This window comes from Sporocytophaga myxococcoides (assembly GCF_000775915.1).
GTDB classification, from domain to species: domain Bacteria; phylum Bacteroidota; class Bacteroidia; order Cytophagales; family Cytophagaceae; genus Sporocytophaga; species Sporocytophaga myxococcoides_A.
In genome coordinates this window covers 521876-536297 of the sequence record NZ_BBLT01000004.1, presented here as the reverse complement: position 1 = coordinate 536297, position 14422 = coordinate 521876, and the positions used below count along the sequence as shown (strand labels likewise).

The following is a 14422-nucleotide window of genomic DNA, read 5'->3' as shown; positions in this document are numbered from 1 at the left end:
GAACAATTGTATTATGGAAAACTGGTACCAATATATCTTCAATGGCAAAGTTTTATTTCTTCTGGTTCTGATATTCTCCTCCATGTATATTCATTACAGAGGAAAAGTTAGATATACTTTCTTTCGCCAGTTGTTGGATCACTCTACTTTTATGGCTCCAATTAATTTCCTGATGTATATATTTTCATCAGCCCCTTCGAGACCCTATCTGGAGGTTTCAAAATATTCTGATTTACAGGTCTTAAGGGAGAGTTGGGAAACAATCAGAGATGAAGCTTTAACTCTTGAAAGAAGCGCCTTGATAAAGGGCTCAGATAAGTACAATGATATTGGTTTTAATTCATTTTTCAGAAGAGGGTGGAAGAGATTTTATCTGAAATGGTACAATGATTTTCATCCTTCGGCTTTGGAATGTTGCCCGAAAACTGTAGAGTTGATAAAAAATATTCCATCCATAAAGGCTGCCATGTTTGTGGTATTGCCGGCAGGCAGCAAACTCCCGGAACATCGCGATCCTTATGCAGGCTCCCTGAGGTATCACCTCGGCCTGATAACTCCCAATTCTCCCAAATGTGAACTGGTCCTTGACGGGCAGTCTTATTTCTGGAAAGATGGTGAGGATGTTTTATTTGATGAAACATATATTCACTATGCGGAGAATGCTACAGATAAAGACAGATTAATTTTTTTCTGTGATGTTGAAAGACCAATGAAGTTGAAAATCGGTAAATGGCTCAACAGCTTCTTCGGTTGGTTTATTATGGCTTCTGCAGCTTCTCCTAATAAGGAAAAAGATAAAACCGGAAATCTGAATAAAATATTCAAATATCTTTATCAGATAAGGTTACTCGGCAAAAGAATAAAGGCATACAATAAAACTGTTTATTATGGAGTGAAGTATGCTCTTTTCGGCTCTATCATTTACCTTATTTTCTTTTAGACAATTTTAATTGAAGGAAATTTTAAAACAGATCTTAATAAAAAAGCATAGGGATTAACCTATGCTTTTTTATTGAACTTATAGCAAAGTATTTGTTAGTCACTATTCTTTCCGGAGGAATTTTTAAAATCACCCATGGAAATTGCCATCAGCTCTTTCATAGTTCTTTGCATACCGTCTGTAGATCCATCAAGGAATATCGTATTGCCTTTACCATGTTCTGCAAAATTCTTTACGGCTTCCGTCCACATTGAAAACAAAATAAGAGAGGAATTAAGATTAGCTTCCTGCATTTCTTTGGCTGCCTGGGTCATACCTCTTGCTACTTCCTGTCTGAATAATGCTACTCCTTGTCCGCGAAGCATTGCAGCTTCTCTTTCGGCCTCGGCAGCAATTTTTATAGCATTACCTTCTGCTTCGGCAGCTTTGGTCTTTGTGATGAGCAATGCCTGACCTTCGTTCTCTGCAGCAGCTTTAAGATTGTTGGAGGCAACTACCTGAGCCATGGATTTCATGATCTGGTCATCAAAAGTGATATCGTTCATCTGAAGGTCCAATAGGTGATAACCCCAGCTTTCAAGAGTTAAATCAAGCTGTTCTTTTACATCTTCTACAATTTCTCTTCTCAAAGAGAGTACTTCTGATTGCTTCTTGGTCGCTACAAATCCTCTGATTGATCCTTCTACTGTGCGAATCAGTGCCTGCATGAAATTGTTGTGGTCCACGAATTTAAAAGCAACATTTTTTATAGTTTCTTCTTTCTGGTCCAATACAGAGTAAAGTAACATGGCAGTAAAATTTACATTGGCCTGGTCAATCGTGGTGGCCTGAAACTCAAGCTCTGCAGAATGATTCTGGACTGATACTCTGTTGTATATGGTTTCAATCAAGGGGATTTTCAGGTTTAATCCAGGAGACATAATCCGGCGGTATTTTCCGAAAACAGTGATCACACCAACTGTTCCCTGTTTTACAGTAACAAAAGAACTAAACAAAATAATGAGGGTCAGGATGGCGAAAATAATAAAAACGTAGGTCATGATAGTATTAAGAAAATAATGGTTTATACATACTATATCGATATAAAAAGTCAATAGTTGTTGAATTACAAAAAAAGAATAAAATCTTTCTTAAAAAGTTATCCAATAAAATTATAAATCCTGAAAATGGGCTTCAAAGATTATTAATAAAAAGTCCTGCCTGCTAAGAGACGAGGCAGGACTTTTACACTATGCCTGATTGTTGTTTACTTTGGTGTTAATGCAGTAAATCAGATCGTCTATAGTTGACTCCGGAGTTATTTCATTATTCCCTATATCTATTTTAAAAATGTTTTCTACGTTAAATAACAAAAGATTAAAATCTAAAATAGTTAATTTCAGATCTTTTGTAAAGGATGAAGTACTGTCAATTTTTTTTGAATGGATCAGAATTTCTTTGTCCAGAATTCCATAAACAGTTTTTTTAATATTTCTCATAGCAAATGTATTTATAGCTATGACAACGTATTCGTTGATTACCCCTATACAATAACTTGTAAAATTTTATTTTTCGTTATCTGTATAATTTAAAATTCAAATTTACGTTCCCCAAAAATATTGTGACTGTTACAAAATAAAATTACTCTAGGTTACTCAGCTTGGGTATGGAATTATCCTTAAATTTAACACCTTCGGAAATCCCTCCAGTTCGGTTTTGTTTGTTATACAATTCTTCTGCTTTTTCTGAAGAAACAATTTGCAATTCAGAATAAGTCGTTTTTCCGGAAACAATTGGAAACCCTGCAACTCTTGTTGTTTCTGAGCATTCTAGACAGGTTTGGGTATTTGGTAAAGCCTTCAAACGCAATTCCGGAATGGCTTTCTGGCATTTGTTACATTGCATAAATCTTATTTTGAGAATTTTATTTTTTTTCCCTTTTTTTAACACCCCTTACAGCCTCTGCAGTCCAGGGATCTTCAGGCCAGTGATGTTTAGGATACTTCATCCTGAGTTCTTTCCTCACTTCCTGATAAGTGTTCTGCCAGAAGCTTTTTAAATCCTGAGTGATCTGCACCGGTTTATATCCGGGAGATAAGAGATGAAGAATTACTTTATTTCTTCCTTCATTCACAGCAGGTGAATCAAGTAAGCCAAAGACTTCCTGAAGTCTCACTGCTAATACAGGAGGAGCTCCTTCATCTTTATATTGAAGTTTGATCATTGAACCGCTGGGGACTTTAATATGTGTAGGAGCGAGAAGGTCCAGCTTTTGATAAAGATCCCAGGAAACTATCCCTGAAATGATTCCTTTAACATCCAGTTTTTTAAAGTCTTCTTTCTTTCTAAGGTTTTGAAGATAAGGTGCAACCCATTCTTCAGCATTATCTGTAATATACCTTCTGTTCATTTCAGGCCATGGCTCTGTCGTCCTCCATAGATGAAGGCTCATTAAACGTGCTATCAGTTCATCTGTTTCTTCAGACCAGGGGAGCAAATCTTTACCTTCCGACCTTATAATCGTGCATAACATTTCAGATAATTCATCTTCAGGAATGTTTTTAAGTGGGCTTGAACTGATTATAAGCTCACCGATCTTAATCTCATTTCGTGCAATCAAGATCCCTTTATTTTTATCCCAGCCTACTGCTCTTTTATTTTTTTTTAGGTGATCCAAATTGTCAGGATTAACAGGTGCAGCAAGAAAAATCTTTCCTTCACCCATACCCGCATCTAGATGAGCAATGGCAAGCCAGTTTTCAATATTTAAAGGATCAAAGTCTCCGAGTCTTGCTGATCTCCCGTTTGCCAGTCTGTATGAATTATTGGCAGCATCTTTCTTGATAGCAATTCTTTCAGGATATGCATCTGCAATCAGTTCTCCAACACAAGCACCGTCTACAACAGAGTTGTCACTGTTAATATTAAATGTTTTTCTCCAGGAAGAAGCTATACGTTCAATTCTTTCGAGGACATTTTTTTCAGCATCTGAAGATTCCTTATTCCTCCATCTTCTTAGCGCCTCTATTCTGAGTACCATATTACTTCCGGCTTCTTTGCGCAATGGATCTCTTTCTTCAAGGATTGCTGCAAGATCTGTCGCAAGTGAAAGCATCCCTTTATGTTTACCTTCAATCAAAAGGTGCGCAATTCTTGGATGGGTAGGTAGTTTGATAATTTCTTTTCCCCTTTCTGTAATTTTTTCCTGATCATCAATGGCATCAATGTTTTTTAGAAGTTCCTTGGCTTGTTTTACAGAACCCTGTGGAGGAGGAGTAAGAAAGGAAAGGGTACTTATATCTCTTGCTCCCCAGTTTATTAACTCCAGGATAGTAGGGCTTAGGTCTGCTTCGAGGATCTCAGGAGTCCTCTGTTCCTGAAGATATTGATGTGATGGTTGTGACCATAATCTATAACATATTCCAGGGCCTAGTCTTCCGGCTCTTCCCGCTCTCTGGTCAGCAGCGTCTTTAGTGACAGGTATTGTTTCAAGTTTTGTTAATCCGGTTTTGGGATCAAATCTGGGTGCTCTTGAGAAGCCACTATCTACGACGATTTTTATACCTTCTATCGTTAAGCTGGTTTCTGCTATAGATGTAGCCAGTATTATTTTTCTATACCCCTCAGAATTTGGAGATAGAGCCTCTTGTTGCTTTTGAAGAGGCAGGTCACCATACAAAGGCAATATTCTTATACTTCTCAGATCTTCACTTAACAAATCCAAGGTTTTAAGTATTTCTCCTGTTCCCGGCAAGAATACAAGGATGTCGCCATCATCATGTAATGACACTACTTTTCTTATGGCCTTTGATACCTGATGAGGAATCGAAAGATTATTATCAGGAGGCATATAACTAACTGTGACTGGATGTTGTCTTCCACTGCTGGAAAGTATAGGAGCATTGTCCAGTAAAGAAGATAGCTGATCGCTATTTAATGTTGCAGACATAATTAATATACGCAAATCTTCTCTGAGCACTGTTTGTACTTCTCTGCAGAGAGCAAGAGCAAGGTCAGCGTGCAAACTTCTTTCATGGAATTCATCGAAGATAACGAGACCAACATTATCGAGAGCATTATCCTGCTGAATCATTCTGGTCAATATACCTTCAGTAAGTACTTCTATCCTTGTGTCTTTACTTACTTTATTGTCAAAGCGCACCCGATAGCCGACTGTTTTTCCCACCTCTTCATCCAGATGCTGAGACATTCTTGATGCTACGGCTCTGGCGGCCAGCTTTCTGGGTTCGAGCATAAGAATTCTTTTGCCTTTGAGCCATGGTTCATTATACAAAGCAAGCGGAAGGACTGTACTCTTTCCTGCTCCTGGAGGAGCTTGTAATATCAGGGTGGTAAACAGGTTTAATTTATCTTTTATATCCGGAATAATTTCCTGAATCGGAAGATCTGTTATGCTCACTTTAATTTTATTATATGAATATGAAAATCAAATAACAATTCAATATTTAGATGTGCTATTTTGTTTTAAAATTAGAAAGACGACATAAGAAAAGCTATCTCAAAAAGTTTTATATTGTAATAAACATCTTTTTGAAATGAAGAAATGTGTTTTTCTTTTGCTTAGCAATATGTTGTTGTTTTATGTTTCATCCTGTTCTCAGAATAAATCTATGAATACAAATGAAAAATCGGTGGGGTTAGAAAAGTTCCAAGTGGCTAAAGATTCTTCCCAATTTAATGCTTTGAATCCTGAAGAAGAAAGGGTTATAGTGCATAAGGGTACAGAAAGGCCATTTACAGGGAAATATTACAAAAACAAAGAAGAAGGAACTTATATCTGTAAGAGGTGTAATGCGCCTTTATACAGATCTAAAGATAAGTTCGACTCTTTTTGTGGATGGCCAAGTTTTGATGATGAAATCCCAGGTGCTGTAGAAAGAATTCCTGATCCGGACGGAATGAGAATTGAAATTATCTGCGCTAACTGTAAAGCACACCTTGGTCATGTTTTTGAGGGAGAGGGTTTTACTGTAAAGAACTTAAGACATTGTGTCAACTCTGTTTCTATGGAGTTTGTGCCTTTTAAAGAGAAGTGATAAAATACACCACATAACAAAAAGTCCTGAAAGAATTCAGGACTTTTTGTTATGTGGTTGAAACTTATGTTTTTAATAACGCTGAATCTCAACCTCAGTTTCATCCTGATAAGGGGATTCAGAGTTTATCTCCACATCTCCGTCTCTCTCAATTTCAACATTATCATTGCTATCGAAATTGTATTCACTTGAAGCATCATACCCCTCATCCATAGGTGTTCTTGCTTCTTCATAATAATATTCTGTTTTCTCAACAGGTTTTGATGGATTTTCAACGACACTTTCTCTATATTTTTTGTTGTACTGATCCTTCGGCTCACCTCTGAAAAGCTTGGTTATACCTTTTACAGGAGAGTATGCAATACGTGCAATACCTTCGCCTGTTTCACTGACTATTGTGGTCGCCACTTTAAATGGAGCTTCTACAATATTTCTGAATTTAGACTGATGCTTTTTTTCTTTCTTTTTATAGGTTACAGTTTCTGTAGCTTCAGTCATTTCTTTGCTTGTAGTTACGAGCTCCTCTTCGCTTGTCATATTCTGACCGCTATTGTCTGCCACATCATTTTCCATGAAAAGAGAGGTATCTCCTCCTGCTGTACTTGCAGATTCTTCAAAGGATGAAGTATCATTCAGCATAGATGAACCATTTGGACATGATGCTGAAGTATCTTCCAGCATTTCGTCATTCATATCAACGTCTTCACTTTCTGATGATTCATATTGATAAGAATCATTATAATTATAGTTATCATCTATGCCACTATAATCATATCGTCTGTCCTTCTCATCGAGTTGGTCATCATTTATGTTATAGTCGTATTCGTCGTACTGGAGTTCATCCGGTTTAGATTTATCATCGGACATTCTTGATTGGCCAGACTCTACTTCTGTACAAACATATTCCTGCGCTACTGAAATGTTCCATATCCCTGCAGCCAGCAAAATAACCATTATATATCGCATTGTCGTTTTGTTTTAATTTAAACTTACAATTGGTTAACATCAATGACTTTTTATTCTGTTCCTGAACTTCTCAAAGGGATAATTATTGATGATTTTATGAACTAATTTCTTTTCACTTTTATTTAGTATTTTTCAATATAAATGGCGTGGAAAGGCTTTAAACATGCCCGACTTATTGAGTTTGTCCTTTTTTATGAACTTAATTGAAGTCCTTCTTTTTAATAATAATATAGTGTAACTAATTGAAAAAATAATTGTGTACTAAGAACTTATATTATGGAGACTTCTGTATCAAGATATGAGAGAAGGGTGCGATGGATGGCAGCCTTAAAGGGACTCGTTCTTATTCTATTGGGTATTGTAGCCTTGTTTTATCCTATCGCAACAATACTCACATTTGCAATTTATGTTGGAATAACAACATTAGTGACAGGCTTTATAATAACTATTGCTGCTATTGTGAATCATAAAGTTAATGGCTGGGGTTGGGCTCTTGCTGAAGGCATTTTGGATATTATTTTCGGAATTGTGTTATTGTCGTATCCTTTTATGACAGCTATAATATTTCCAATAATGGTAGGCTTCTGGATTTTCTTCGGAGGAGTTTTGCAGATTTCTACTTCCATTGCCTACAGATCTGAAGTAAAAAGCTGGTGGCTGGGTCTTCTGTTTGGAATAGTAGCTATTATGTTTGCTTTCTGGATATTGTATACTCCTGTATCTTCAGCATTTGCACTTACTTATGTTATCGGAATCTTTGCTATGGTATTTGGATTATATTATATTATTAATGCTATTACTCATAAGAGAATTGCATTTTAGTTTCCAGGTTATCTTAAATTCTGTAAATAATTCTAAAATTGAAAAGGAGCTTTTAAAGCTCCTTTTTTGTGAAATTTTTTGAATTCATTAAAAGCTTAACCTGGTTCGATTTCTCTTGTCGATAAAATTTAAAATTAACCCTCCATAAGAAGCACAGGTAAGAAGTGTAATGATTAAAAATCCTATAAAGGGAATCAACAGGATCAGATGCAGTATTATCAGAATAATGATAGCTGCTAACAATAGCATCCATTTACTCCAGTGCTTCTGTAGTTTGTAATTGGCAAAGTTGGCCAGGGCAAGGGATACAATGACTAGACCGCAGGAAACACTAAAGAGGTAAAGGACAAATAAAAGAACAGCGATTGGTATACCGATAATACTTATAAACAGAAGTAAAATTGCAAATGGAAAAACTATGAAGTATATAAGTCCATAACCAAGGCTTTTGACCGGAGTATTTGCAAGATATACACCCGTACTTTGAAATGATACCGGCCAGATATATGTAAGCAGGATAAACATCAGTATGGCAAATAAAATATGCCAGATGAGGAAAATAGAACCAGATCTTAGTGAAGACTGGTTTTGGTCCTTATGTGGAGCCAGAGAATTATCATAATCAAATCTACCGGAATGAACTTTTGGAGAAATTTTTAATGGTCCACCTTCTTTCCAGTATCTTACGTTTTCATTAAACTGGGCAGTGGAACTTACTGTAAAGTTTTGAACTGCTATTTCCGCTCTTCCATTCAATTCTGAGCTGATTGTTAGTTTTCCTCCTTCTATCTTAGTATTACCATTAATGCTTCCACCTAAGGATATGGTTCCTCCCTTAATGGTAAGATTACCCTTGATGATTCCCTCACAGAATAGGGTTCCTGCATATACAGTAAGATCGCCATAGATTGTACTCCCTTTACTTATATATACTTCGTTTGCAAAGATGATTACATCTCCCTTAATGGTGCTGTTGTTGATATTGACACTTCGAGCTGCAGCTCTGAAATCATCATTCAGCACAGCATTTACATCAATAGTTTCAGATGCTGTTACAAGGTCTCCGTTTATTGTATCTTCAATAGAAATGTTTTGTGAGACTGCATACAAGTCGCCGTTGAGAACAGCTTTGGAAATGAGTTTTTTGGAGGAAATATACTGGTCTCTGCTTGTAGTGGAATCAATAATTACAACATCGCCATTTCTGTAATCACCGGCAAGAACAGGATTGTGATAAGTATATAATAAGGTGATAAATAATGCAATGAAGCCTGAAATCAGAACGATTTTGGAGCGTAGTTTCATCTTTATTAAAGTTTAGATAAAAACTACGCTTAGGATGCATTGTTCACATTGGCTTAGGCCATTAGCACATGATTATAATTTTCAGGTTTTTGAAGTATACGGGCAATTCCTTTGCTGACTGAGAAAAAAGCATCGAAGTCTATATGTACAGGCACTTGAATACGAGCTTCGAATCTTTCCTTCAAGCCTCTTAATAAAGCATTTCCTCCAGTTACATGAATTCCATTGTAATAGATATCAGAGGCAAGTTCTGGAGGACATGTTTCCAGGGTTTGAACGATGGTATTCTCTATTCTTGTAACTGATTTATCAATAACATAAAAGATTTCTTTGTGGTCGATTTTTTTTGTAATAGGAATTCCTGTAACAAGATCTTTTCCCTTGATAGTAAGTGGAGCAGGAGGGTTCTCAATATCTTCACGAACAGCCCCAATGCGAATTTTAATCTGCTCTGCAGTTTTTAGCCCTACTGCAAGGTTATAATTCCTTCTGAAGTGGTCTTGAATTTCTTCATCAAAAGTATCTCCGGCTGTTCTGATTGAATTAAAGGATACGATTCCGGATAAGGAAATAACTACGATTTCAGTTATTCCACCTCCAATATCAACAATGAATTTTCCATCTGGTTCTTCAATATTCAACCCCATGCCCATTGCTGCCGCCAAGGGTTCAAAAATCAGGTATTTTTTTCTTGAATTAAATTGTTCCAGGGCATCGCGTAGGGCTCTCCTCTCTACTTCAGTTGCATAATAAGGAATACCTGATATAATATGATCAAATCCTCTGAAAGGGAGCTTGCTCGGAAAAATTTTATCAACAAGTCCTCCAAGCATTTTTTCTGCAGAGTGAAAGTCAGCGATAACGCCTCCTTTCATTGGTTTTACAGCTTTAAGATTTTCATGTGTCTTTTCAAACATGTCATATGCTTCACCACCAACTGCCTTTAGAGAATTGTTGTATCTGTTTAAAACTATGTAAGAAGGCTCTGATAATAAGACATTATTTCTGTCTGTCAGAAGAGTATTATTATTGCCAAGGTCAATGGCGAAACTTTTTTCTTTGTTGAAATTTAAATTTAACATATGGTTAGTACCCTGCCTGTATAAATCCTTTTAACGGCGAATTTTCTAAAAGTGATGTCTTTAAATTAAGTTTATTTATCGAAGAAATGTAAAAATAAATAGAAATACTAAGATAAAACCTTTAATTTTATTAAAAATCGTATCTCGGTTTTTTACTTTTTTACAGGTTTTGCGTACATCTCCTTGTAATGTTAAAAACCGCTCGGGAAATGTTATAATTTCAAATAATGCTCACCGTTACCAAATATACTTTGACCGTTTAAAAGGTCAAGTATGGGAGATCAGGAGAGGAAGTTAGCAAGTGATTGTTTATTAAATGATTCGGTAGTCGGAGTTCCGATACTCAATATGTCTGTTTTAAGGTCTTTTCTTTTATTCCTTCTTTATCTTATCTCATTTTCTGGTTACAGCTCGACTCCTATTGAGATAGGGGAAAATGATCCGGATAAGGATTATGTTTTCACCGGAGGAGTAATTGAAATTTTTAAGGACACCAGCAGGAAAATTACAATAAAAGATATTGTGGATCATCACAATGTGGTTTTTGAACCTTATAATTCTGCTATGGTAGCTACCATTCTCGATTCGAAGGCAGATTACTGGGTTAGATTTACAGTGATTAACCAAAAAGCTACTTCCGGTTGGACAATAGAACTTTTTGATTTTAGAATTGATGACTTTGAGCTATACGTCCCTAATCATTATGGAGGCTTTGAAAAGTTTAATGGAGGAGATCGGCAGAATTTTATTAAAAAAACTTACAAGCATAAAAACTTTGCCTTTGATGTCAATCTTCCAAGGAATAAACCCAACGTAATTTATATTAAAGTAAGATCAGAAGGGCCTGTAGGGATCATTGGTGTTATTAGAAGTACTAAACGATTCCTGGCTTATGCAGTGAATGAATATTTTCTCCTGGCTCTTTTCTATGGAGTACTCATTGCAATGGCACTCTATAATATATTCATGTTTGTGACAGTAAAAGACAAAACTTATCTGTACTATGTCTTTTATCTGATAAGTATTATCATTTATGCTTCTACACAAGATGGAACAGGCTTTCAATATATATGGCCTGAAATGCCAGAGTTGAACCAGTTTTTACCTGACTTTTCCCTTCTGCTGGTTATTCTGTTTGTGATACTTTATTGCAGGGCTTTTTTGCGAACAGAAACTGAATCCATCTGGTTTGACAACATGCTTGTCATGTGGACTTTTATAAGAATGGGATTGTATCTTGTAAGTTTTGTACATCCGGTTTTATACAGGTTGGTTTGCCCATTTACAGATCTGGTAATTTTTGTTTTTACTTTTGCTGCTGGCATAGATGTATGGCGTAGACAAAAGTATAAGCCCGCATTTTTGTATACTGTGGCATTTGGATTTTTCTTTTTAGGTTACACTATATATGTAATTGATCATTTAAGATTTATTTCTCCTTCAATATTTTATGTCTACAGTCTTAACTTTGGCGTAGCTCTGGAAGCCATAATATTTTCTCTTGCTCTGGCGGTAAGAGTAAAGGTTTTACTCAAAGAAAAGCAGGATATGCAAGAGCAGATAATTTGCCATCTAAAAGAAAAGGAACAATTCAGAACAAAGGTCAATAAAGAGTTGGAGCAAAAAGTACTTGAGAGGACCCAAAAACTGGACACATTTGTCTTTAAGGCATCCCATGACATTAAGGGACCTTTAAGATCTATCATTGGTCTTACAAAGGTCGGAGCAAAAGATGTAGAAGATCAGAAGGCTAAAGAGTATTTTGAACATATTCTGAAAAGCACTACCCGGTTAGATCTCCTGCTTTCTGACCTGATTTCCCTTACAAGAATTCAGCAAGCTACCTTAAAGGAAGAAGAAATAGATTTTAAAGTATTGGTAGAGGAGTCTTTCACCAGTTTTTCTCATCTGGAATTGTATCAAAATATATCGGTTTATATAGATATTAATGTTAAAGAACCTGTCAGAGGTGATAAGTCGCTTTACAGGTCGGTGATTCAAAATCTAGTTGAGAACGGATTGAAATATAGTGATCCGTCAAAAGAAAGTCCTTATTTTAAAGTACTTATAAAGTCATTGGAAAGAAAGCTTATTATGGTTTTTGAGGATAATGGTCTTGGTGTAGATTCTTCATTGAAGGATAAAATATTTGAAATGTTTTTTAAAATTGATTCATCCACAGAGGGGTCTGGACTAGGATTGCACATTGTGAAAATGGCTCTTGAAAAGATAGGAGGAAAAATAAGCCTAGATACTGCTGAAGGTAAAGGCAGTACCTTTGTAATAGAAATTTCTTTAGTTAAACAGTTGGAGTTCTCTTGAAATTAAAAAATAAATAGAACAGGATTTGCACCTGTTCCTTTATGCTTCCCCGCTTCCTGATTTCTCCAAATTTCTATCTTTAGCAACATTAGATCCGGTTCTACCAGTATCGACTTTATTGTAATCGATTTCATATGGTAAAGATCCAGCCGAGCCTTGTCCTTCTGAAATCTTGTTCTTTTGATGCTTAATTTTACCCGTTCCTATAAAATCGCCCCCTTCTTCTCCTTCTCCGGAGGATAGTCCGTTGTGAATCTCTTCATCTACATCTTCAGAAGTGTCTGCCATAAAATCTCCGGCTTCTTCTCCTAGTCCTGAAGAAAGTCCGGGATGTTCATCTCTTTCTTTCTCAGCCACTATTTCTTCTATGTCCCGGTGTTTTGTTTTCATAATTAATCCTTTATAATTAGAACAAGTCCGGCAAAGGTTTAATTTCATGAACTGATTAATCGGGATAAATTATCTGAGGATACGGACTTATTTTAACAGAGTATTTCTCAGATATTTTTCTCAGTGGAGAAAGATCAAATTGCAAGGTGTCTAATAATAACCTTCTGCAATGGTCGTCTGTAGTGAGATGGAGGAGGTGCAATTCAAAAACTGAGGCAGAAGGCTGACCATTGCTCCTTAGTTCAAATTTATGCTGCCTGCATCCACCACCATATTTAACTGTAATTGTTAAAATGTCCTTTGTGATTTTGGAAGATAAAATGTCGTAATTAGGTGCAGTTAAGCCAGATGCAGAATCTTTTACTATCTGTATAGCCGGATATTTACTACTTTCTTCAATATCTGCTGTTGATGCAGGCCCTTTTTTGCATGAGGCATTTATAATGAAAATAAATAGTATTAAGGCTTTAATGTAATCTTTATAGTTCAACTTACTCATTAATTTTTGTAGAATTTACCCGAGATCATCTGATTGTCGCTCTGTATCAGGATAATGTAAAGGCCATCTTTAAGAGAATTCAGATCGACTTCGTTGTTTAAAGAACCTTTGCAAAGTAACCTTCCATTAATGTTATAAATGGAATAATTTCCGCTAAACACGAAAGAATTGAGGTGAAGAAAACCATTTAGAACAGTGCCTACACTTTGTGGCTGAGTAATTGAAGTCACTATTGCATTAGCCTGGATCCAGTCTGCATAATTTGCAACCCTGGTATAGACCCCTGGCTGATTAGGTGCGGCGCAATCCCCACCCCAGCTTACAATTCCTGTCTGAACAGTTTTATCTTGATTGACATCTTTGAAAACAAGAGGACCTCCGCTGTCTCCGGCGCAAGCATCCTTACCTCCGGCAAGAAATCCTGCACAAAGCATATTAGTTGTCACTTCACCTTCATAAACTTGTTTGCTATTGCAAACTGAATTTGAAATAATCTTAACCTCTACTTCCTGCAAGGTATCTGCGATATGAGAGGTAGGTTGAGTATATCCCCAACCCATGACAGTACTGGTTAATCCGTTTTTGGTATAGGTTGTATCATCCTGTTCGGGTAAAGAAACCGGACTATTTGTTACCGGACGCTCAAGCTGGATAAGTGCAAGGTCACCATCTACTGTGACGGGATTATATGTCGGATGGATGATAATCTTTTTAACGTTAATTTTCTGATATCCAGCTTCAGGTTTGTTTAAAGAGTAAAAGTCGAGAAAAATACTTATCTCTGTTGGATGATAGGGAGTTGTGTTGGATTCTTCAGTAGTAACACAATGTGCGGCAGTAAGTATCCATTCGTTGTTAATGATTGTTCCACCACAATAAATTGAACTCTTTGGTGCAGATATATTGGAATAGCCAATGCCAATCATCCATGGATAAGCACCTTTAACAGCATTTTTTCCACCTATGATTCTTTTTATCTGTGCATCAGCCGGAAAAGTCAGTAAAAGGATTGTAATACAAGTAAATAAGAAGGGTAAAGTCTTTCTCATCCGTGTTGGTT

General features: G+C 36.3%; 14 protein-coding genes. 4 read left to right on the top strand and 10 right to left on the bottom strand.

Translation table 11 applies throughout. The features are described from left to right. The first annotated feature begins 13 nt into the window (after nucleotides 1–13). A complete protein-coding gene (locus MYP_RS12440; protein WP_045463690.1) occupies nucleotides 14–940 on the top strand; it encodes an aspartyl/asparaginyl beta-hydroxylase domain-containing protein in 927 nt (308 codons plus the stop codon). 95 nt (nucleotides 941–1035) lie between these two features. Here the strand turns inward: MYP_RS12440 and MYP_RS12435 are convergent, their stop codons facing one another. The 4 genes from MYP_RS12435 to hrpB form a co-directional block, all read right to left on the bottom strand. After that, nucleotides 1036–1980, bottom strand: coding sequence for an SPFH domain-containing protein (locus MYP_RS12435; RefSeq protein WP_045463688.1), 945 nt, complete (start codon nucleotides 1978–1980; stop codon nucleotides 1036–1038). A 189-nt stretch (nucleotides 1981–2169) separates the two neighbouring features. Continuing rightward, a complete protein-coding gene (locus MYP_RS12430; protein ID WP_045463686.1) occupies nucleotides 2170–2418 on the bottom strand; it encodes a hypothetical protein in 249 nt (82 codons plus the stop codon). A 142-nt stretch (nucleotides 2419–2560) separates the two neighbouring features. Beyond that, complete coding sequence (locus MYP_RS12425; protein WP_156140540.1) at nucleotides 2561–2824, bottom strand: TraR/DksA C4-type zinc finger protein; 264 nt, start codon at nucleotides 2822–2824, stop codon at nucleotides 2561–2563. Nucleotides 2825–2843: 19 nt separating this feature from the next. Next, entirely contained in the window at nucleotides 2844–5339 is a 2496-nt protein-coding gene (hrpB, locus tag MYP_RS12420; protein ID WP_370568877.1) for an ATP-dependent helicase HrpB, read from the bottom strand. 211 nt (nucleotides 5340–5550) lie between these two features. On the opposite strand from hrpB, the gene MYP_RS12415 reads away from it, so the two are divergent. Further along, entirely contained in the window at nucleotides 5551–5976 is a 426-nt protein-coding gene (locus MYP_RS12415) for a methionine-R-sulfoxide reductase (RefSeq protein WP_231570037.1), read from the top strand. A gap of 72 nt (nucleotides 5977–6048) precedes the next feature. On the opposite strand, the gene MYP_RS12410 is transcribed toward MYP_RS12415, so the two are convergent. Beyond that, a complete protein-coding gene (locus MYP_RS12410) occupies nucleotides 6049–6942 on the bottom strand; it encodes a hypothetical protein (protein ID WP_156140538.1) in 894 nt (297 codons plus the stop codon). A gap of 276 nt (nucleotides 6943–7218) precedes the next feature. Here MYP_RS12410 and MYP_RS12405 point away from each other — a divergent pair, with 276 nt between their 5' ends. Then, complete coding sequence (locus tag MYP_RS12405) at nucleotides 7219–7764, top strand: HdeD family acid-resistance protein (RefSeq protein WP_052430145.1); 546 nt, start codon at nucleotides 7219–7221, stop codon at nucleotides 7762–7764. 87 nt (nucleotides 7765–7851) lie between these two features. Here MYP_RS12405 and MYP_RS12400 read toward each other — a convergent pair whose 3' ends face one another. Together MYP_RS12400 and MYP_RS12395 are read right to left on the bottom strand one after the other, a co-directional pair. Continuing rightward, on the bottom strand, nucleotides 7852–9069 hold the full coding sequence (locus tag MYP_RS12400; RefSeq protein WP_045463679.1) for a polymer-forming cytoskeletal protein: 1218 nt from the start codon (nucleotides 9067–9069) through the stop codon (nucleotides 7852–7854). Between the two features lie 53 nt (nucleotides 9070–9122). Then, nucleotides 9123–10151: a rod shape-determining protein gene (locus MYP_RS12395; protein WP_045463677.1), complete on the bottom strand. Its 1029-nt coding sequence runs from the start codon at nucleotides 10149–10151 to the stop codon at nucleotides 9123–9125. A gap of 273 nt (nucleotides 10152–10424) precedes the next feature. On the opposite strand from MYP_RS12395, the gene MYP_RS12390 reads away from it, so the two are divergent. Continuing rightward, entirely contained in the window at nucleotides 10425–12473 is a 2049-nt protein-coding gene (locus tag MYP_RS12390; RefSeq protein ID WP_045463675.1) for a sensor histidine kinase, read from the top strand. A gap of 39 nt (nucleotides 12474–12512) precedes the next feature. On the opposite strand, the gene MYP_RS12385 is transcribed toward MYP_RS12390, so the two are convergent. From MYP_RS12385 to MYP_RS12375, 3 genes are read right to left on the bottom strand one after another with little or no spacing between them, the layout of a single operon-like run. Then, nucleotides 12513–12863 carry a hypothetical protein gene (locus tag MYP_RS12385; RefSeq protein ID WP_045463672.1) on the bottom strand — a complete coding sequence of 117 codons (351 nt, stop codon included), beginning with the start codon at nucleotides 12861–12863 and terminating at the stop codon, nucleotides 12513–12515. Nucleotides 12864–12918: 55 nt separating this feature from the next. Continuing rightward, nucleotides 12919–13362 carry a hypothetical protein gene (locus MYP_RS12380; protein ID WP_045463668.1) on the bottom strand — a complete coding sequence of 148 codons (444 nt, stop codon included), beginning with the start codon at nucleotides 13360–13362 and terminating at the stop codon, nucleotides 12919–12921. Continuing rightward, the gene (locus MYP_RS12375; RefSeq protein WP_045463665.1) at nucleotides 13362–14411 is read right to left on the bottom strand and encodes a trypsin-like serine protease; all 1050 of its coding nucleotides are present in this window, start codon (nucleotides 14409–14411) and stop codon (nucleotides 13362–13364) included. The genes MYP_RS12380 and MYP_RS12375 overlap by 1 nt, the downstream gene beginning before the upstream one ends. Nucleotides 14412–14422 lie beyond the last annotated feature (11 nt).